Source organism: Pseudomonas sp. C2.3V (genome assembly GCF_058536325.1).
This window is the reverse complement of the sequence record NZ_JBZUBN010000001.1, coordinates 386128-407013: the sequence shown is the minus strand read 5'-3', so window position 1 is coordinate 407013 and position 20886 is coordinate 386128. Positions and strand designations below refer to the sequence as shown.

Below are 20886 nucleotides of genomic sequence, written 5' to 3'. Positions count from 1 at the left end.
CCTGACCACTCGGCCAAGGCTTCGTTTGATTTACTGCTTAGCTACCACTTGAGTTCAACGCTTCGGTCAGCGCAGCTTCCGCCTCGCTCGCACTCACACGCTGAGGCTTGCCAATTTCCCGCTGACGCTTGCGCTCGCTGTGATAAGCCAGACCAGTACCCGCCGGGATCAGACGACCCACAACAACGTTCTCCTTCAGGCCACGCAGGAAGTCACGCTTACCTGTTACCGCCGCCTCAGTAAGAACGCGCGTTGTCTCCTGGAAGGAAGCTGCCGAAATAAAGGATTCCGTTGACAAGGATGCCTTCGTGATACCCAGCAGCACACGCTCGTACTTGGAAATGAACTTATCTTCTGCAACCAGGCGCTCATTTTCTTCCAGCACCTGAGTCAACTCCATCTGATCACCCTTGATGAAGCTTGAATCACCAACTTCACTCACCTCCACCTTGCGAAGCATCTGGCGCAGGATGGTCTCAATGTGCTTGTCGTTGATCTTCACGCCTTGCAGACGATATACATCCTGAATCTCATTCACGATGTATTTCGCCAGCGCACTTACGCCTAACAACCGAAGGATGTCATGCGGATTGCTTGGGCCATCGGAGATAACCTCACCGCGACTCACCTGCTCGCCCTCAAAGACGTTAAGGTGACGCCACTTAGGAATTAGCTCTTCGTACGGCTCACTACCGTCGGTAGGCGTAATTACCAAACGACGCTTGCCTTTTGTTTCCTTACCAAAAGAAATCGTACCGCTGATTTCCGCAAGAATAGCCGGCTCTTTTGGACGACGCGCTTCGAACAGGTCAGCCACACGCGGCAGACCACCCGTAATATCTCGGGTCTTCGATGTTTCCTGCGGGATACGTGCAATGACGTCACCCACATGAACCTTGGCACCATCGTTCAGGTTAACCAATGCATTGGGCGGCAGGAAGTACTGGGCTGGTACGTCAGTACCTGGCAACAGTAAGTCGCGACCATTTGCATCAATCAACTTTACAGCCGGACGAATGTCTTTACCGGAGCTTGGACGATCTTTGATATCCAATACTTCGATATTGGTCAAACCTGTCAACTCATCGGTCTGACGCTTGATCGTGATACCTTCTTCCATGCCGACAAAGGCTACGGTACCGTCCATCTCCGTTACGATCGGGTGGGTATGCGGATCCCACTTGGCCACCACAGCACCCGGCTCAACCTTGTCACCTTCCTTGACAGAGATTACTGCACCGTACGGCAGACGATAGCGCTCACGTTCACGACCAAAGTCATCCGCGATAGCCAGCTCACCGGAACGGGATACAGCAACCAACGCACCGTCAGCGCGTTCAACGTGTTTCAGGTTATGCAGACGGATGGTACCGCCGTTCTTCACCTGAACATTGTCCGCTGCGGATGTACGGCTGGCCGCGCCACCAATGTGGAACGTACGCATGGTCAGCTGTGTACCAGGCTCACCAATCGACTGAGCAGCAATAACGCCAACCGCCTCACCGATATTGACCTGATGTCCGCGAGCCAGATCACGGCCATAGCACTTGGCACAGATACCATGACGTGTTTCACAGGTAATTGGAGAGCGAACCACTACCTCGTCTACGCTATTCAGCTCGAGGAACTCAACCCAACGCTCATCTACCAGAGTGCCTGCAGGAACAATGACTTCGTCATCCGCACCGGGCTTGAAGACATCACGTGCAATGGTCCGACCGAGGACGCGCTCACCCAACGGCTCGACCACGTCGCCACCTTCGATGTGCGGCGTCATAACCAGGCCATGCTCGGTACCACAGTCGACTTCGGTTACAACCAAGTCTTGCGCAACGTCAACCAGACGGCGAGTCAGGTAACCTGAGTTCGCAGTTTTCAAGGCGGTATCCGCCAAGCCTTTACGTGCGCCGTGTGTGGAAATGAAGTACTGGAGTACGTTCAAACCTTCACGGAAGTTCGCAGTAATAGGCGTCTCAATGATGGAGCCATCAGGCTTGGCCATCAAACCACGCATACCGGCTAACTGACGAATCTGTGCAGCGGAGCCCCGCGCACCTGAGTCAGCCATCATATACATGGAGTTAAATGACTCCTGATCAACTTCCCTACCCTCACGATCGACCACCTTCTCCTTCGAGAGATTGGTCATCATCGCCTTGGATACTTCGTCGTTAGCCTTCGACCAAAGGTCGATCACCTTGTTGTACTTCTCACCCTGAGTAACCAGACCAGAGGCATACTGGCTTTCGATCTCTTTTACTTCAGACGTAGCGGCATCAATGATACGAGCCTTTTCGTCAGGAATAACGAAGTCGTTCACGCCAATGGAAACGCCCGACAAGGTCGAATAGGCGAAACCGGTGTACATGAGTTGGTCTGCAAAAATGACGGTATCCTTTAGACCTACCACGCGATAGCAATGGTTGATCAGTTTGGAGATCGCCTTTTTCTTCATGGACTGGTTTACGACATCGAACGGCAAACCGGCAGGAACGACCTGGAACAGCAAGGCACGACCTACTGTCGTATCAACGATACGGGTGTTGCTAACGACAGAGCCGTCCTTCTGCTTCACCTTTTCATTGATACGAACTTTGATCTTGGCATGCAGCGCAGCTTCGCCAGCGCGGAATACACGATCGACTTCCTGCAGGTCAGCAAATACACGACCTTCACCCTTGGCGTTCACCGCCTCGCGCGTCATGTAATAGAGGCCCAGCACCACGTCCTGCGACGGTACGATAATCGGCTCACCATTAGCAGGCGACAGGATGTTGTTGGTCGACATCATCAATGCGCGAGCTTCCAGCTGAGCTTCCAGTGTCAGCGGCACGTGGACAGCCATCTGGTCACCATCGAAGTCAGCGTTATAAGCCGCACACACCAATGGGTGCAACTGAATCGCCTTGCCTTCAATGAGCACAGGCTCGAACGCCTGAATACCCAAACGGTGCAACGTCGGAGCACGGTTCAGCAATACAGGGTGTTCGCGAATGACCTCGGCGAGAACGTCCCAGACCTCAGGCAGCTCACGCTCAACCATTTTCTTGGCGGCCTTGATGGTAGTCGCCATACCGCGAGCTTCCAGCTTGCCAAAGATGAATGGCTTGAATAGCTCCAACGCCATTTTCTTGGGCAGACCGCACTGATGCAGACGCAAGGTCGGACCTACGGTAATAACCGAACGGCCTGAATAATCCACGCGCTTACCCAGCAGGTTTTGACGGAAGCGGCCCTGCTTACCCTTGATCATATCAGCCAGCGATTTCAGCGGACGCTTGTTAGAGCCCGTGATTGCGCGACCGCGACGGCCATTATCCAGCAGTGCGTCAACCGCCTCCTGCAGCATCCGCTTTTCGTTACGCACGATAATATCGGGCGCAGACAGATCAAGCAGGCGCTTCAGTCGGTTATTACGGTTGATAACGCGACGATAAAGATCGTTTAGATCAGACGTTGCAAAACGGCCGCCATCTAGCGGAACTAGCGGACGCAGATCTGGAGGCAGAACGGGCAGCACCGTCATGACCATCCATTCAGGCTTATTGCCGGAGCCCTGAAAGGCCTCCATCAGCTTCAAGCGCTTGGATAGCTTCTTGATCTTGGTTTCAGAATTGGTTTGCGGAATTTCTTCGCGCAGGCGGCCAATTTCGTGCTCCAGATCAATACCGCCCAGCAATTCGAAAACCGCTTCAGCGCCCATGCGGGCATCAAAATCGTCACCGAACTCTTCAAGAGCTTCAAAATACTGCTCGTCATTGAGCAGCTGATATTTTTCAAGCGTGGTCATGCCCGGATCGATGACAACGTAGCTCTCGAAATAGAGCACTCGCTCGATATCCCGCAGAGTCATGTCCAGCAGCAGGCCGATACGGGACGGCAGTGACTTTAGAAACCAAATGTGTGCAACTGGGGACGCCAGCTCAATATGACCCATGCGCTCACGACGCACTTTAGCCAGCGCAACTTCTACACCACACTTTTCACAAATAACGCCACGGTGCTTAAGGCGCTTGTACTTTCCGCACAGGCACTCGTAGTCCTTTACTGGACCAAAGATCTTGGCACAGAAAAGACCATCACGCTCAGGCTTGAACGTACGGTAATTGATGGTCTCGGGCTTCTTCACTTCGCCAAAGGACCAGGAACGGATCATCTCGGGCGAGGCCAGACCGATACGAATGGCATCGAACTCTTCGAGTTGACCCTGGTTTTTCAACAGATTCAGCAAGTCTTTCAAGGCCTTTCCTCCTCACGGACCAGGCATGACCGCCTTGACGGCCATGCCTTCTTGGCGTCGCGTGTTATTCGGTTTCCAATTCGATATCGATACCGAGCGAGCGAATTTCCTTGATCAGTACGTTGAAGGACTCCGGCATACCGGCCTCCATACGATGATCTCCGTCCACGATGTTCTTGTACATCTTGGTCCGGCCATTCACATCGTCCGACTTGACCGTCAGCATTTCCTGAAGGGTGTAGGCGGCACCATAAGCTTCCAGCGCCCAGACCTCCATCTCTCCGAAACGCTGTCCACCGAACTGCGCCTTACCACCCAGCGGCTGCTGAGTAACCAGGCTATACGATCCTGTGGAACGGGCATGCATCTTGTCATCGACCAGGTGGTTGAGCTTCAGCATATACATGTAGCCGACAGTAACCGGACGCTCGAACTGATTACCGGTACGGCCGTCAAACAGGCGCATCTGACCACTTTCGGGCAGATCAGCCAGCTTCAGCATAGCCTTGATTTCACGTTCCTTGGCACCATCGAAGACCGGCGTAGCCATCGGCACGCCACCACGCAGGTTTTTAGCCAAACGCAACACTTCTTCGTCGCTCAGCTCATCCAGGTTTTCCTGGCGGCCACCGATCTCGTTATAGAGCTCATGCAGGAAACTACGCAGCTCAGCTACTTTGCGTTGCTCTTCAAGCATGCGATTGATCTTCTCGCCCAACCCCTTGGCAGCAAGGCCTAGGTGCGTTTCAAGAATCTGACCAACGTTCATCCGTGACGGAACACCCAGCGGGTTCAATACGATGTCAACCGGAGTACCCGTCTCATCGTAAGGCATGTCTTCAACCGGCATGATGACCGATACCACACCCTTGTTACCGTGACGACCTGCCATCTTGTCACCAGGCTGGATACGGCGACGGATTGCCAGGTAAACCTTCACGATCTTAAGCACGCCAGGTGCCAGGTCATCGCCTTGCTGCAGCTTGCGCTTCTTGTCCTCGAACTTGTCGTCCAAGAGCTGACGGCGATCGGATAGATAGGCTTGAGCCTTTTCCAACTGCTCGTTTTGCGCATCTTCTGCCATACGCAGCTTGAACCACTGGCCACGCTCCAGACCATCCAGGTACTCGTCAGTAATGACAGAACCCTTTTTGACATTCGGTCCGCCATCCGCAACCTGACCTACAAGTGCCTGACGCAGACGCTCGAAGGTGGCACCTTCAACGATACGGAACTCCTCATTGAGGTCCTTGCGAATCTCGTCGAGCTGGGACTTCTCGATTGCCAGTGCACGAGAGTCACGCTCTACCCCATCACGGGTAAAGACCTGTACATCAATGACCGTACCCTTGGTACCCGTTGGTACGCGCAGGGAAGTATCCTTAACATCGGACGCCTTTTCACCAAAGATGGCACGTAGCAACTTTTCTTCTGGAGTCAGCTGGGTTTCGCCTTTCGGCGTTACCTTACCGACCAGAATGTCACCTGCCTGCACCTCGGCACCAACGTAAACAATACCGGCTTCATCAAGCTTGTTAAGCGCTGCCTCACCTACGTTCGGGATATCAGAAGTGATTTCTTCTGGGCCGAGCTTTGTATCACGAGCCACACAGGTCAGCTCCTGAATGTGGATCGTGGTAAAGCGGTCTTCCTGCACAACGCGCTCAGACAACAGGATCGAGTCTTCGAAGTTGAAGCCGTTCCAGGTCATAAATGCAACGCGCATATTCTGACCCAATGCCAGCTCACCCATATCGGTAGACGGGCCATCAGCCAGAATGTCGCCACGCGCAATGACGTCACCCTTATTTACCAGCGGACGCTGGTTAATGCAGGTGTTCTGGTTGGAGCGGGTATATTTGGTCAGGTTGTAGATATCTACACCCGCCTCGCCCGTTTCAACTTCGGCATTAGCAACGCGTACCACGATACGGCTTGCGTCAACGGAGTCGATCACACCGCCTCGACGTGCCACAACACAAACACCAGAGTCGCGTGCTACGTTACGCTCCATACCTGTTCCGACTAGCGGCTTGTCCGAGCGCAGAGTCGGGACAGCCTGACGCTGCATGTTCGAACCCATAAGGGCACGGTTCGCATCATCGTGCTCGAGGAAAGGAATCAGCGAAGCAGCAACGGAAACCACCTGCTTGGGTGACACATCCATCAGAGTTACGTCTTCCGGGCTCTTAACCGTGAATTCGTTCTGATGGCGTACCGCTACAAGCTCATCGACCAGTCGGTTATTTTCGTCCAGAGCCGCAGAGGCCTGAGCGATGACATGATTGGCTTCTTCGATCGCTGACAGGAACACAATCTCATCAGAGGCCACGGCATCCTTGACTACGCGATAAGGACTCTCCAGAAAACCATACTGATTCGTGCGTGCATAGGTTGCCAGCGAGTTGATCAGACCAATGTTCGGGCCTTCTGGTGTCTCAATCGGACATACGCGACCGTAATGAGTCGGGTGAACGTCACGAACCTCAAAGCCCGCACGCTCCCGTGTTAAACCACCCGGGCCGAGTGCTGAGACACGACGCTTGTGCGTGATCTCAGAAAGCGGGTTGTTCTGGTCCATGAACTGAGACAACTGGCTCGATCCGAAAAACTCCTTGATCGCAGCAGCCACCGGCTTTGCATTGATCAGGTCTTGCGGCATCAGTCCTTCACTTTCGGCCATCGATAGACGTTCCTTGACCGCGCGCTCAACACGCACCAGGCCAACACGGAACTGATTTTCAGCCATCTCACCTACGCAACGTACACGGCGGTTACCTAAGTGATCGATATCATCGACGATACCTTTACCGTTCCGAATATCTACCAGCGTTCTGAGCACGTCAACGATGTCTTCGCGGCTCAGTACACCCTGGCCTTCGATTTCGTCACGGCCGATACGACGGTTGAACTTCATACGGCCAACAGCAGATAGATCGTAACGCTCGGCGCTGAAGAACAGGTTGTTAAATAGTGTCTCGGCAGCTTCCTTGGTTGGAGGCTCGCCTGGACGCATCATACGATAGATTTCAACCAATGCTTCGAGCTGATTGGTTGTGGAATCGATCTTCAGCGTATCGGAAACAAAGGGACCACAGTCAATATCGTTGGTGTACAACGTTTCGATGCGGACGACATTTGCCTTTGCAATTTTTGCCAGCATATCGAGGGTTAACTCGGTATTGCACTCGGCAATAATTTCACCAGTAGCAGGATGCACGATCGCCTTGGCAGTAGTACGGCCAATAACATAATCGAATGGCACTTCCAGCTCGGTAATACCTGATTTTTCAAGCTGATTGATATGGCGCGCAGTAACACGACGTCCCTGCTCTACAATCACCTTGCCTGCATTGTCCTTAATATCAAAGCTGGCAATTTCGCCACGCAGACGCTGCGGCACCAATTCCAGATTCAAGGTTTCACCCTTGATGTGGAATACGTTGGTATCGTAGAACATATCCAGCACTTCTTCAGTACCGTAACCAAGCGCGCGCAGCAGAACGGTCGCAGGTAGCTTGCGGCGACGGTCGATACGAACGAATACGCTGTCCTTGGGGTCAAACTCGAAGTCTAACCAAGAACCACGGTAAGGAATAATACGAGCGGAATACAGCAGCTTACCGGAGCTGTGGGTCTTACCACGGTCGTGATCGAAGAAGACACCAGGAGAACGGTGCAACTGGGAAACGATGACACGCTCGGTACCATTGATAATGAAGGTGCCGTTTTCTGTCATCAGGGGAATTTCCCCCATGTAAACTTCTTGCTCCTTGATGTCTTTGATCGCCTTGTTGGACGACTCACGATCAAAAATAATCAGGCGCACTTTTACCCGCAGCGGAACAGCAAATGTCACGCCGCGCAAAACACATTCTTTAACATCGAACGCCGGCTCGCCAAGGCGATAACCGACATATTCCAAGGCAGCATTGCCGGAATAACTGATAATCGGGAAAACGGACTTGAAGGCCGCGTGCAGACCGATATCGCGGAGCTGATCTTTGCCTGCGCCCGCCTGCAGGAATTCGCGATACGAATCCAGCTGGATAGCCAATAGATACGGCACGTCCATAACGTGCGGCAACTTGCTAAAGTCCTTGCGGATACGTTTTTTCTCAGTGTATGAGTAAGCCATCAGCGTTCCCCAGCTTGGTCACCTGCTTGTTTGGCCTCTCCGACGGGAGCAGCCGGAAAATCTTGCAAACGTTATCGTTTGCGCCATCACCTATGATGGCCTTCTTTATTTCTATTTGATCACAAGCCCGACCGGGCTGCATCGAAACAGAAAAAGGCCGGTGGCTATTGCCACCAGCCATCAGCCGAACTTTAACGCTCAGGCTGTAGACGCAATGTCTGAGCTTACTTGAGCTCGACCTTGGCGCCAGCTTCTTCCAGAGACTTCTTGGCAGCCTCGGCTTCCTCTTTGGAAACGCCCTCTTTAACAACGCCAGGAGCGCCGTCAACAACTGCCTTGGCTTCTTTCAAGCCCAGACCAGTCAATTCACGAACGACCTTAATGACGTTCACTTTCTTGTCGCCAGCCTCGGTCAACATGATAGTGAATTCAGTCTGCTCTTCAGCAGCAGGAGCGGCAGCAGCCGGGCCAGCAGCTACAGCGGCAGCAGCAGTTACACCGAACTTCTCTTCCATCGCCTTGATCAGTTCGACCACTTGCATGACGGACATTTCGGATACGGCGTTGATGATATCTTCGTTGGTCAGAGCCATGACTCTAATTCCTGTATCGTTTAGGGGCTTCGTAGCCACTAGAATTAAACAAAAAAGCGAGAAAGTAGATGCTTAGCCTTAGGCTGCAGCAGATTCTTTCTGGTCGCGAATAGCTGCCAGAGTACGAGCCAGCTTGCTGGTTGCGCCCTGGATAACGCTCATCAGCTGGGACACAGCTTCGTCGTAGGTTGGCAGAGTTGCCAGTACGTCGATCTGGTTAGCTGGGATCAGCTTGCCTTCAAACGCGGCTGCCTTGATCTCGAACTTGTCCTGACCCTTGGCGAATTCCTTGAAAATGCGAGCAGCAGCGCCCGGATGTTCAGTGGAAAAAGCAATCAGGGTCGGGCCTTTGAACGCGTCGTTCAGTACGTCAAACGAAGTACCTTCAACAGCGCGACGCAGCAGTGTGTTACGCACAACTTTCACGTAAACACCAGCCGCACGGGCCTCTTTACGGAGTCCGGTCATTGCACCTACTGTCACGCCACGGGCATCAGCCACGACAGCAGACAGGGCACTTTGGGCAGCCTCGTTGACTTCAGCGACGATAGCCTTCTTGTCTTCGAGTTTAATTGCCACGGGTTTTACTCCTGGATGTTACCGTATCGCCCAACCTAAGCCGGACGTCGTTTTGGTGTCTGACTCGGTAACCGAATCGGGAGCACCATCTGCGTAGGCTTAATTTAAGACTTTCGTCACCTACGGTCTTGGACAGCCCCCGCCAGGCAGGGACCCCAATAAGAGAGCGAAGCAGTGCTTCGCTCGAATCACTTAGGCTTCCAAGGAAGCCTGATCAATCTGCAGACCTGGGCCCATAGTGGTGCTCAGAGTCACGCGCTTGACATAAATACCTTTGGAAGTAGACGGCTTGAGTCTCTTCAGGTCAGCCAGCAGCGCTTCAACGTTCTGCTTGAGCTTAACGGGTTCGAAATCAACCTTGCCAACGGAGGCATGGATGATGCCGTTCTTGTCGGTACGGAAACGAACCTGACCGGCCTTTGCGTTCTTGACTGCAGTAGCAACGTCCGGAGTCACAGTGCCAACTTTGGGGTTAGGCATCAGACCACGAGGACCAAGGATCTGACCCAACTGACCTACTACGCGCATTGCATCTGGAGAAGCAATCACGACGTCATAGCTCAGATCGCCAGCTTTCATCTCGGCAGCCAAGTCGTCCATACCCACTTTTTCTGCACCAGCAGCCAGCGCTGCTTCAGCATTGGGGCCCTGAGTAAACACGGCTACACGGACGCTCTTGCCAGTACCGTTTGGCAGAACGGTAGCACCACGAACAACCTGGTCAGATTTACGAGGATCAACGCCCAGATTAACTGAAACGTCTACCGACTCTTTGAACTTGACAGTGGACAACTGAGACAGAAGCGCAGCAGCCTCTTCAAAGCTGTACTGCTTGCCTGCTTCAATCTTGGCAGCAATAGCCTTTTGACGCTTAGTGAGCTTGGCCATTACACGCCCTCCACATTGAGGCCCATGCTACGCGCAGAGCCAGCGATAGTACGTACAGCTGCATCCATATCAGCAGCAGTCAGATCAGCATTCTTGGTCTTAGCAATCTCTTCAAGCTGAGCACGCGTTACGGTGCCTACTTTCTGAGAGTTAGGACGGCTAGAACCGCTCTGAATGCCCGCAGCCTTCTTCAGAAGAACGGAAGCAGGAGTACTCTTGGTCTCAAACGTGAAGCTACGGTCACTGTAAACGGTAATAATTACCGGAGTAGGCAGACCTGGTTCCATACCTTGGGTACGGGCGTTGAATGCCTTACAGAATTCCATGATGTTCACGCCATGCTGACCCAGCGCCGGACCTACTGGCGGGCTTGGGTTAGCTTGGGCCGCTTTAACTTGCAGCTTGATATAAGCTTGGATTTTCTTAGCCATTTGCTACTCCAATGACGGGTCTAACGCCTTAAGGCTCCCCGGTTTGATTCACCTTATCCCACTGACGACAAAACCCCGCAGCCTAAACTGCGGGGTATGGGACCAGGCATCAGTTAGACGACTTTTTCGACCTGACTGAATTCCAGCTCAACCGGCGTAGAACGTCCAAAAATCAGGACAGCCACTTGAATCCGGCTTTTTTCGTAATTCACTTCTTCGACAACACCATTGAAGTCAGCAAACGGACCATCGATAACACGAACAGTCTCACCTGGCTCAAACAGTGTTTTCGGCTTGGGCTTATCACTACTATCGGAAACACGACGAAGAATCGCCTCTGCCTCACGATCAGTAATCGGTGCTGGCTTATCAGCCGTCCCACCAATAAAACCCATAACCCGCGGGGTATCTTTAACGAGGTGCCAAGTACCTTCGTTCATTTCCATCTGAACGAGCACATAACCTGGAAAGAATTTACGTTCGCTTTTGCGCTTCTGGCCATTACGCATTTCCACTACTTCTTCAGTGGGAACCAGAATATCGCCGAACTCATCTTCCATTCCGGCAAGCTTGACGCGCTCAATCAAAGAGCGCATGACATGCTTCTCGTAACCCGAGTATGCATGCACTACGTACCAACGCTTAGCCACGGCGAACCCTTAACCTACGATCATGGAAACAAGCCATCCGAGCAGGGAATCTAATCCCCATAGCAGCAGCGCCATGACCAGCACTACTGCAACCACAATCAATGTGGTCTGAGTTGTCTCTTGCCTACTAGGCCAGACAACCTTACGAATCTCGGTGCGCGCCTCTTTGAGCAGCGTGAAAAACGCTTGCCCTTTGACAGTCTGTAATGCAACGAAAGCAGCTACAGCACCCAGAACCAGCAAACCGATAACGCGATACAGGATCGGCTGGGCTGAGTAGTAGTGGTTAGCAACAACACCTACTGCTACCAGCAAGACGACCACAAGCCACTTCATCGCATCGAAGCGTGACTCTTTGGCTTCCGCCTTGACGCTCATCAATTGAAATCCTGTCAGGAAATGCCAGATTAAATCTGGCAGGCCAGGAGGGAATCGAACCCCCAACCTGCGGTTTTGGAGACCGCCGCTCTGCCAATTGAGCTACTGGCCTGTAACTTAAATCAGGCCGGCTATTATGCCGGCCTAACAACCCAAGATCAAGAACTTATTCGACGATCTTGGCAACCACGCCGGCGCCTACGGTACGGCCGCCTTCGCGAATAGCGAAACGCAGACCTTCTTCCATGGCGATCGGAGCGATCAGGGTAACAACCATCTTGATGTTGTCGCCCGGCATTACCATCTCAACGCCTTCCGGCAGTTCGCAGTTACCAGTCACATCAGTAGTACGGAAGTAGAACTGAGGACGGTAGCCCTTGAAGAACGGAGTATGACGACCACCTTCTTCCTTGGACAGAACGTACACTTCGCACTCGAACTTGGTGTGCGGCTTGATGGTGCCCGGCTTGGCCAGAACCTGACCACGCTCAACGTCTTCACGCTTGGTACCACGCAGCAGGGCGCCAACGTTCTCACCTGCACGACCTTCGTCTAGCAGCTTACGGAACATTTCAACGCCGGTGCAGGTAGTTTTGGTCGTAGCTTTGATACCTACGATTTCAACTTCCTCACCCACCTTGACGATACCACGCTCAACACGGCCCGTTACTACAGTACCGCGACCAGAGATGGAGAATACGTCTTCGATCGGCATCAGGAACGGCTGGTCGATTGCACGAACCGGCTCAGGGATGTAGGCATCCAGAGTTTCAACCAGCTTACGCACAGCAGAAACACCGATTTCGTTGTCGTCTTTGCCTTCCAGCGCCATCAGCGCGGAACCTACAACGATCGGAGTGTCGTCACCTGGGAAGTCATAGGTGTTCAGCAGATCGCGAACTTCCATTTCTACCAGCTCGAGCAGCTCAGCGTCGTCAACCATGTCGGCCTTGTTCAGGAACACGACAATGTAAGGAACGCCTACCTGACGGGACAGCAGGATGTGCTCACGAGTCTGCGGCATGGGGCCGTCAGCTGCCGAGCAAACCAGGATCGCACCGTCCATCTGCGCAGCACCGGTGATCATGTTCTTCACATAGTCAGCGTGGCCAGGGCAGTCAACGTGAGCGTAATGGCGAGTGGCCGAATCGTACTCAACGTGGGAAGTGTTAATGGTAATACCGCGCGCTTTTTCTTCCGGAGCGTTATCGATCTGGTCGAAGTTACGAGCAGAACCACCCCAAGTTTCAGAGCAAACCTTGGTCAGTGCTGCAGTCAGCGTTGTCTTACCATGGTCGACGTGGCCGATGGTGCCGACGTTGACGTGCGGTTTGTTACGTTCAAATTTTTCTTTAGCCATCGACACTCTCTCCCATCAAGAATTGAGCAAGTAACGCCGCCATAAAATAAAGGCAGATATTCTCATATCTGCCCTTAATAATGGAGCTCATGAGCGGATTTGAACCGCTGACCTCACCCTTACCAAGGGTGTGCTCTACCAACTGAGCTACATGAGCAAACTACAACAAACTGGAGCGGGTAGCGGGAATCGAACCCGCATCATCAGCTTGGAAGGCTGAGGTTCTACCACTGAACTATACCCGCAGAGCCTGTAGCTCTTGCAATTTGGTGGAGGGAGAAGGATTCGAACCTTCGAAGTCGTAGACGTCAGATTTACAGTCTGATCCCTTTGGCCGCTCGGGAATCCCTCCAAAGGAGGCAGCACTCTATTTGCTTGCTGCCGTCGTGTCAAGGATTTTCTTACTTTTCCTCAACTTACGTTGCCTTGACCGCCAACCAGTGGACTTACATGTTCAAGGCGGGCGCATTTTATGCATTTAATTCTTCACATGCAATCATTAAATGCGTTTTTCTTAAATTTTTTCTTAAAAAACAAAGGGTCGCTTAAGCGACCCTTTGTTTTCAGCCTAACGATTATAACTGTGGACCAGCTGCCTTGATCGCTTCGGAGACGCCACTGAACTTTTTGAAGTTCTCGATGAACTTGCCTGCCAGCGCCTTGGCCGATTCATCATAGGCATTTTTATCCTCCCAAGTGTTACGCGGGTTGAGCAATGCAGTATCGACACCAGCTACGACCTTGGGAACATCAAGGTTGATAATGGGCAAATGCTCGGTCTCAACATCGACCAGCGCCCCACTTTGAATAGCGGCAATCACTGCTCGTGTCGTTGGGATATTGAAGCGCTTGCCTACACCGTAACCGCCCCCGGTCCACCCAGTGTTCACCAGGTAAACTTTGGAGCCGAACCCATTGATACGCTTGATGAGAAGCTCAGCGTACTCGGCCGCCGGACGCGGGAAGAAGGGTGCACCGAAACAGGTAGAGAAAGTGGATTTGATGCCAGCCCCCGATCCCATTTCAGTAGAACCCACCAGCGCAGTGTAACCCGAAAGGAAATGATAAGCCGCCTGCTCGTTATTAAGGATAGATACAGGAGGCAGCACACCCGTCAGATCGCAGGTGAGAAAGATTACTGCATTAGGCTCGCCACCGCGGTTCAGTTCCGCACGCTTTTCGATCAACTCACGAGGATAGGCCGCCCGGCTGTTCTGGGTCAGACTATCGTCCGAATAATCTGGCTGGCGCGACTGTGGATCAAGCACCACGTTTTCCAGCACAGCGCCGAACTGAATGGCTTTCCAGATGACAGGCTCATTCTTTTCGGACAGGTCGATACACTTAGCATAGCAGCCGCCCTCTATATTAAAGACGGTACCGACACCCCAGCCATGCTCGTCGTCACCGATCAGGTAACGGCTTTCATCGGCAGATAGCGTCGTCTTACCTGTTCCCGACAGGCCAAAGAACAGCGTAACGTCGCCCTCTTCGCCCATGTTGGCCGCACAGTGCATAGGAAGTACATCATGCTCAGGCAGCAGGAAGTTTTGCACCGAGAACATGGCCTTCTTCATTTCACCGGCATAACGCATGCCCGCAATTAATACCTTGCGAGCAGCAAAGTTAATGATGACGGTGCCATCGGAATTGGTTCCATCACGCTCCGGCTCGCAGACAAACCAAGGGGCGTTAAGGATTTCCCACTCCTGGCGGGACTGAGGGTTGTAACTTTCCGGGTTGATGAACAGGCAACGGCCAAACAGGTTGTGCCAGGCGGTTTCCGTAGTCATCTTGACTGCAAGGTAGTGCTCTGGATCGGAGCCTACATGCACATGCGAAACGAAGTGATCCCGCTCACCTACATAGGTTGAAACGCGATCCCATAGCGCATCGAACTTTTCCGCTGGAAAAGGACGGTTGATAGAGCCCCAATCGATGGCATCACGGGTAGACGACTCTTCAACAATGAAGCGGTCGGCTGGCGAGCGGCCGGTGCGATGTCCAGTCTTGACTACAAGAGAGCCATTGGCGGCTAACTCACCCTCGCCGCGCCGAAGCGCCTCTTCTACCAGCTGCGCGGCGCTAATATCGGTATAAACGTTGGCTTGCGTCATGTAGTTCCCCGTCGGCCCTCGGCCGGTCCTTTTGCGTTTTGTAGCTTAACCCGAGTTTGGCTACATAAAAAACGAAGTCGCGCGATTATGCCAGAAAGCCTATTCCTGAATGCAATGCTTAGTGACGGGTTTCTTGCGGTGTTTGGCTTCCACCGCCTGCAAAAATCTGCGCGACATCGGCAGCGTCGAACAGGTATCGCTGATTGCAGAATTGGCAGTCGATTTCTATCTGACCACCCTGCTCCTGCAATAGCAGTTCGACATCTTCCTGGCCCACAGAGACAAGCGCATTGGCAGAACGTTCCCTAGAACAGCCACAATGGAATTCGACGATTTGAGGATCAAAGACTCTGACAGTTTCTTCATGATAGAGGCGATGAAGTACCGTTTCGTTGGGTAACCCCAACAGTTCTTCTGCAGTCAGCGTATTGCCAAGGGTTGTAAGGTGCTCCCAGCTGGCGTCGCGCGACTCTTTGTCCTTGTGTTTGTCCGCTGGCAGCTGTTGGAGCAGGAGCCCACGAGCGCGCCGTCCATCGGCATTGAGCCAGAAGCGAGTAGGCAGCTGCTCGGACGTGGCGAAGTAGCCTGAAAGGCATTCAGCGAGCGTCTGGCCTTCGAGAGGAACGATCCCTTGGTAACGCTGACCGTTGGTCGGATCGACCGTTATGGCAAGAATACCTTCGGGCATCAGATCTTTCAGCGTGGCATCAGGAGCGATGTCGTCGGCATTGTAGCGGGCGATACCGCGCACCTCTCGGGCGCTCGAGCACTCCACCATCAATAGAGGAATCGCACCGCTGGAGCGTGCCTGCAATACCAGCAGACCGTCGAACTTGAGCGTGCCGCACAGCAAGGCAGCGGCTGCAAGCATTTCACCCAACAGCTGCGCGACGGGTTCCGGATAGGGGTGTTTGGCAAGCACCTCTACATAGCTTCTTTCAAGCGATGCAAGTTCGCCGCGAACGTCGGTGTTTTCAAACAGGAAACGCTGTGTGTAATCGAATGGGGTCATGACAAAAGTACGCTTAAACAGGGAAAATGACAAAAGCGTGACAACACTCCCGTGCGGTCACGCTTTCTGTTTATTCATATGGATTCATTCCATTCTATGGACAATGCCACACTCTTCCAAGCCAAGTGGCAATGGCGAGCATTTCTAATCAGCCACCTCGTGGCGCTGCTGTTGATTATTCTCTGGCTTATCCCTTCCGTACGCACCACTCTTCTGGATCTGGATGCGCATCTCTTCCGCGCGCTGAACGCACCGCTGGAAAGCAATACGGTCTGGCTACACGTCTGGGCCGTTGCCAGCCTGAGGCCATTCGACATCGTTGTGGGCATCATTCTTCTCACACTTACGATACGTGGGAATTGGGTGTTCAAACCAGAGCAGGTCCGTAGCGCCTTCTTCGGCTTGCTTACGGTACTGCTAGCCTTGCTGCTGATCCGCAACCTGTTCACCAAGGCTATCGAAGCCGCCGGCCTGCAGCATGCCAGTCCATCCGACATGCTGACGTATGCCATTCACATGAGCGATTACTTCCAGTCCTGGGAAAAGGCCTGGGAGCTCAAAGATCGCTCCGGCGCCAGCTTTCCGGGGGATCATGCTTCGGTTCTTCTGCTCTGGGGCCTCTTTCTAACGGCTTTTACGCGCAACCCATTACAACTTATCGTCACTTGGCTACTGGTAATGCTTTTCATGATGCCGCGCCTGGTCGCCGGTGCTCACTGGGCTTCGGATGACTATATGGGCGGTATTGCCGTTGCACTACTGGCAATGGCCTGGGGGTTTTATACGCCGCTGGCCAATGCCGGTAGCCGCATGTTCCTTCGTTTAACTGCGCCGCTGTTTCGTGTAGCAGCTCATATTCCTGTTATCCGGCAGATGAGCCTGGTCAAGCACTACTGACTGCTCATCTAGTCATTGGCCCGAGAATCAGCGTCGCCCCGGAATCGATGAATCTGACGGCGCTGCTTCTTGGTTGGCCTTCCATCCGTTGCCAACCCAAGCGCTCCTGCCTTGCGCATGGCCGTAGCCCGCTCGCGACGCTCAAGACTTTCCTCTGTCTCCCGATACAGTAACTGGGCCTCGGGTGCTCCGCGACGCTGTTGAGACAGGGAGAGGACTATGACGGTCTTCTCATCGAACCCCTGACGAATCGTCAGCTCATCACCGACCTTGGGCTCTTTGCTGGGCTTACACCGCTCACCCCGACATTGAACCTTGCCTCCTTCTATAGCAGCCTTGGCCAGTGCTCGTGTCTTGAAGAACCGTGCAGCCCACAGCCACTTATCCAGGCGGACTTTTTCATCTATATCTTGAATAGACGTCATTAACGAAAACGCTCCGAATACTTAACAATTTTTGCCATTAGACCAGGGCTGGTTACGGGCATTCTAACGGTACGATCATGAAGACCTTCTTTCCTGAAGAATTAACCAACCCTATGCGCTGCCAAGGCTGCCACCAGAGTGAACCCCTTGGGTTCGATTTCGCCTTTGCCTATCAGCCTATTGTTGACGTAACCACTCGCAGTATCTTTGCTCACGAGGCGCTGGTCCGTGGCCCGGAAGGCCAGGGTGCGCTTTCAGTGCTTGAGCGGGTGGATGCGCATAACCGCTATCGTTTCGATCAGTTATGCCGCACCAAGGCGATTTCAGGCGCAGCAAAGCTTGGAATGAAGGAAAAACTTTCCATCAACTTTCTTCCAAATGCCGTCTATCGACCGGAGCTGTGCATTCGCAGCACACTGGAGGCGGCCAAACGGCATGACTTTCCGTTGAGCAATCTTATTTTTGAAACAGTTGAAAGCGAGCATATTGGTGATAGCCAGCATCTAACGCATATCCTGAAAGAATATCGGCAGTTCGGCTTCATGACGGCGATTGACGACTTTGGTGCCGGACATTCAGGCTTGAACCTGCTAGCCGCTTTTCAACCGGATCTGATCAAGCTGGATATGGCCTTGATTCGCAATATCGATCATGATCGAGTCCGGCAGGCCATTGTTCGAGCCGTCGTCTCCATGTGTACGGAGTTGAACATCCAGATCATTGCCGAAGGTATTGAAACCGCTGCCGAGCGTGATTGCCTGCGTGACATTGGTATCACGTTGATGCAGGGTTACTGGTTTGCCAAGCCTGCGTTCAATGCGCTGGCCTCCATCGATAAGCAGATATGGGGACACTGATCCCGACTTCAAGGATTACGCTTGGACACACTCGACGAGCTGGCCATTATCGGCCTACGTGAATGGGTCGCCCTGCCGGACCTGGGCGTAATCGGCCTGAGGGCCAAGATCGACACAGGTGCGAGCACTTCAGCCCTGCATGCAACGGAAGTTGTTCCTTTTGAGCGTAACGGTGAACGCTGGGTGCGTTTTACGGTCCATCTGGGCACACTGGTGCAGTCCCGGCACCGGCATTGCGAAGCGCCGTTGGTAGCCAAAAAGACCATACGAAGCTCCAATGGCCATGCTCAGAACCGCTATGTGATTCGAACCAATCTCGCCCTGGGTAATCGATCCTGGCCAGTGGAATTTACCCTGGCCTGCCGCAAGAGCATGCGTTACCGCATGCTTCTAGGCTCGAAAGCCTTGGTCGAGGGTGGCCTGATCGTGAATCCGGCCGTCAGCTATGCGCAAGACAAACCCATCCTATCCCTCTCTCCCGCTCCGGGTGCTGCATGAAAATCGCTGTGCTGTCGCGTAATCCTCGCCTGTATTCCACTCGTCGCCTGGTGGAAGCCGGAGAGCAACGTGGTCATCAGATGGTCGTGATCGATACGTTGCGCGCGTATATGAATATCGCAAGCCACAAACCGCAGATTCACTATAGAGGCAAGCCGCTCGAAGACTTCGATGCCGTGATTCCGCGAATTGGGGCATCGGTAACGTTTTATGGCTGCGCAGTGCTGCGGCAGTTTGAAATGATGGGCGTCTTTCCGCTCAATGAGTCCGTCGCCATCAGCCGAGCCCGAGACAAGCTGCGCTCCCTGCAGTTGATGTCACGCAAGGGTGTTGGCCTGCCGGTGACAGGATTTGCGCACTCTCCAGATGATGTACCGGACCTTATCCGCATGGTTGGCGGTGCTCCGCTGGTCATCAAGCTGCTGGAGGGTACTCAGGGAATCGGCGTGGTGCTGTGTGAAACCGAAAAGGCTGCCGAGTCGGTACTGGAAGCCTTCATGGGGCTCAAGCAGAACATCATGGTGCAGGAGTATATCCGCGAGGCAGGCGGTGCGGATATTCGCTGCTTCGTGGTGGGTGACAAGGTGATTGCCGCCATGAAGCGCCAGGCCAAGCCCGGTGAGTTTCGCTCCAACCTGCATCGCGGCGGCACGGCAAGCTTGGTGAAAATTACGCCTGAAGAGCGTATGGCCGCCATTAGAGCCGCCAAGGTGCTGGGGCTGAATGTGGCCGGTGTCGATATTCTTCGCTCCAATCATGGTCCGCTGGTCATGGAGGTAAACTCTTCACCGGGCCTGGAAGGCATCGAGCAAACGACCAACCAGGACATTGCGGGCATGATCATCCAGTATCTAGAAAAGAACAGTGGCCCCAACCTGACACGCACCAAAGGCAAGGGCTAAGGAATGACAGGCCGCACGTCTCTTCTTGATGCCTCCAGTTTTGGGGGCAAGGTAGCGCTAATTGCACCAGCGGCAGCAATTGCCAACGATGCGCTGGAAACCACCTACGCTCGGTTGCGTGAGATGGAGGTTCCGTATGTTGCAGGTGAGCACGTACAGGCCCGTCATCGTTATCTTGCGGGTACAGTGGATCAGCGTCTGACCGATGTTTATGCGGCTTTTGAGAATTCAGAGGTTAGTGCTGTCTGGTGCTTGCGGGGCGGTTATGGGTGTGCTCAGCTTTTACCGCATCTGGATTGGGAGCGCATCAGGCGGGCTGGCCCTAAACCGCTGATTGGTTTCTCTGATATCTCGATCATGCTCAGTGCCTTTCATCGGCAAAGTCTGCCTGCAGTACATGGTCAAGTGGCTACGTCATTGGCCAAACGATATGACGGTGAAGAACAGCTGCGTCATGAGAACTCGTTTCGTAGCCTCGATCGGCTGCTGAGAACGGCCGGAGGGCATCTGCCAGCCCAACCGGTCAATCACTCACTCAAGTCCATACAAGGACCGCTGATTGGCGGCAACCTGACGGCACTGGCCAGTACCGAGGGCACCGGCTATGGACTGTATGCGCCTGACGGCGCCATTCTGATCCTGGAGGATGTAGGTGAGCCGTACTATCGCATCGAGCGTAGCCTGTGGCAGCTATTGAACAGTATCGATAGCGCCAGGCTTGGCGCCGTATGCCTGGGCACCTTTACGGATTGCCCGCGCAAGGGTGTGGTACACAGCCTTGAAGAGATTATTGCTGAATGGCTAGAGCCCCATGGTATTCCGTTGTTCTCGGGTCTGCCTAGTGGACACGGCCCGGATAACCAGGCCTGGCCATATGGTCAGGAAGCCCGCCTCGAACATGACGGACTCCACTGGTAGCGT

The 20886-nt window shown here is 53.5% G+C and carries 17 protein-coding genes and 4 tRNA genes; 5 read left to right on the top strand and 16 right to left on the bottom strand.

Annotated elements, in window-relative coordinates; translation table 11 throughout:
- Positions 1-37: 37 nt before the first annotated feature.
- From rpoC to hslO, 15 genes are all read right to left on the bottom strand, one after another.
- Positions 38-4240, bottom strand: a complete 4203-nt coding sequence (gene rpoC, locus AC4LF3_RS01975; protein WP_491834687.1) for a DNA-directed RNA polymerase subunit beta' — start codon at positions 4238-4240, stop codon at positions 38-40.
- 64 nt (positions 4241-4304) lie between these two features.
- Positions 4305-8378, bottom strand: a complete 4074-nt coding sequence (gene rpoB / locus AC4LF3_RS01970; RefSeq protein WP_122043688.1) for a DNA-directed RNA polymerase subunit beta — start codon at positions 8376-8378, stop codon at positions 4305-4307.
- Positions 8379-8602: 224 nt separating this feature from the next.
- The gene (gene rplL, locus AC4LF3_RS01965) at positions 8603-8971 is read right to left on the bottom strand and encodes a 50S ribosomal protein L7/L12 (protein WP_010796744.1); all 369 of its coding nucleotides are present in this window, start codon (positions 8969-8971) and stop codon (positions 8603-8605) included.
- Positions 8972-9049: 78 nt separating this feature from the next.
- Entirely contained in the window at positions 9050-9550 is a 501-nt protein-coding gene (gene rplJ, locus AC4LF3_RS01960) for a 50S ribosomal protein L10 (RefSeq protein WP_010796743.1), read from the bottom strand.
- A 192-nt stretch (positions 9551-9742) separates the two neighbouring features.
- Entirely contained in the window at positions 9743-10438 is a 696-nt protein-coding gene (rplA, locus tag AC4LF3_RS01955) for a 50S ribosomal protein L1 (protein WP_010796742.1), read from the bottom strand.
- The gene (rplK, locus tag AC4LF3_RS01950; protein WP_010796741.1) at positions 10438-10869 is read right to left on the bottom strand and encodes a 50S ribosomal protein L11; all 432 of its coding nucleotides are present in this window, start codon (positions 10867-10869) and stop codon (positions 10438-10440) included. The genes rplA and rplK overlap by 1 nt, the downstream gene beginning before the upstream one ends.
- 113 nt (positions 10870-10982) lie before the next feature.
- On the bottom strand, positions 10983-11519 hold the full coding sequence (nusG, locus tag AC4LF3_RS01945) for a transcription termination/antitermination protein NusG (protein WP_074830397.1): 537 nt from the start codon (positions 11517-11519) through the stop codon (positions 10983-10985).
- A gap of 9 nt (positions 11520-11528) precedes the next feature.
- Positions 11529-11897 (bottom strand): preprotein translocase subunit SecE, encoded by a 369-nt coding sequence (gene secE / locus AC4LF3_RS01940; protein ID WP_019366107.1) that lies wholly within the window; start codon positions 11895-11897, stop codon positions 11529-11531.
- Positions 11898-11933: 36 nt separating this feature from the next.
- Positions 11934-12009 (bottom strand) — tRNA-Trp (locus AC4LF3_RS01935).
- A 54-nt stretch (positions 12010-12063) separates the two neighbouring features.
- Complete coding sequence (tuf, locus tag AC4LF3_RS01930) at positions 12064-13257, bottom strand: elongation factor Tu (RefSeq protein WP_010796738.1); 1194 nt, start codon at positions 13255-13257, stop codon at positions 12064-12066.
- 81 nt (positions 13258-13338) lie between these two features.
- Positions 13339-13414: transfer RNA gene (locus tag AC4LF3_RS01925), tRNA-Thr, on the bottom strand.
- Positions 13415-13428: 14 nt separating this feature from the next.
- Positions 13429-13502 (bottom strand) — tRNA-Gly (locus AC4LF3_RS01920).
- Positions 13503-13524: 22 nt separating this feature from the next.
- Positions 13525-13609 (bottom strand) — tRNA-Tyr (locus AC4LF3_RS01915).
- A gap of 223 nt (positions 13610-13832) precedes the next feature.
- The gene (locus tag AC4LF3_RS01910) at positions 13833-15374 is read right to left on the bottom strand and encodes a phosphoenolpyruvate carboxykinase (protein WP_074821650.1); all 1542 of its coding nucleotides are present in this window, start codon (positions 15372-15374) and stop codon (positions 13833-13835) included.
- A 118-nt stretch (positions 15375-15492) separates the two neighbouring features.
- The gene (hslO, locus tag AC4LF3_RS01905; RefSeq protein ID WP_491834686.1) at positions 15493-16386 is read right to left on the bottom strand and encodes an Hsp33 family molecular chaperone HslO; all 894 of its coding nucleotides are present in this window, start codon (positions 16384-16386) and stop codon (positions 15493-15495) included.
- A 96-nt stretch (positions 16387-16482) separates the two neighbouring features.
- On the opposite strand from hslO, the gene AC4LF3_RS01900 reads away from it, so the two are divergent.
- Positions 16483-17283, top strand: a complete 801-nt coding sequence (locus AC4LF3_RS01900; protein WP_074821646.1) for a phosphatase PAP2 family protein — start codon at positions 16483-16485, stop codon at positions 17281-17283.
- A gap of 8 nt (positions 17284-17291) precedes the next feature.
- Here AC4LF3_RS01900 and AC4LF3_RS01895 read toward each other — a convergent pair whose 3' ends face one another.
- On the bottom strand, positions 17292-17708 hold the full coding sequence (locus AC4LF3_RS01895; RefSeq protein WP_010796733.1) for an RNA-binding S4 domain-containing protein: 417 nt from the start codon (positions 17706-17708) through the stop codon (positions 17292-17294).
- 77 nt (positions 17709-17785) lie between these two features.
- Between AC4LF3_RS01895 and rimA the strand changes: the two genes are divergently transcribed.
- The 4 genes from rimA to AC4LF3_RS01875 are packed head-to-tail and all read left to right on the top strand — an operon-like array spanning position 17786 to position 20883.
- On the top strand, positions 17786-18565 hold the full coding sequence (rimA, locus tag AC4LF3_RS01890; protein ID WP_150348178.1) for a S6 modification regulatory phosphodiesterase RimA: 780 nt from the start codon (positions 17786-17788) through the stop codon (positions 18563-18565).
- 21 nt (positions 18566-18586) lie between these two features.
- Positions 18587-19063 (top strand): retropepsin-like aspartic endopeptidase RimB, encoded by a 477-nt coding sequence (gene rimB / locus AC4LF3_RS01885; RefSeq protein ID WP_010796731.1) that lies wholly within the window; start codon positions 18587-18589, stop codon positions 19061-19063.
- Positions 19060-19965, top strand: coding sequence for a 30S ribosomal protein S6--L-glutamate ligase (gene rimK, locus AC4LF3_RS01880; protein WP_010796730.1), 906 nt, complete (start codon positions 19060-19062; stop codon positions 19963-19965). The genes rimB and rimK overlap by 4 nt, the downstream gene beginning before the upstream one ends.
- A gap of 3 nt (positions 19966-19968) precedes the next feature.
- Positions 19969-20883 carry a S66 peptidase family protein gene (locus tag AC4LF3_RS01875; protein WP_312509681.1) on the top strand — a complete coding sequence of 305 codons (915 nt, stop codon included), beginning with the start codon at positions 19969-19971 and terminating at the stop codon, positions 20881-20883.
- Positions 20884-20886: the final 3 nt, after the last annotated feature.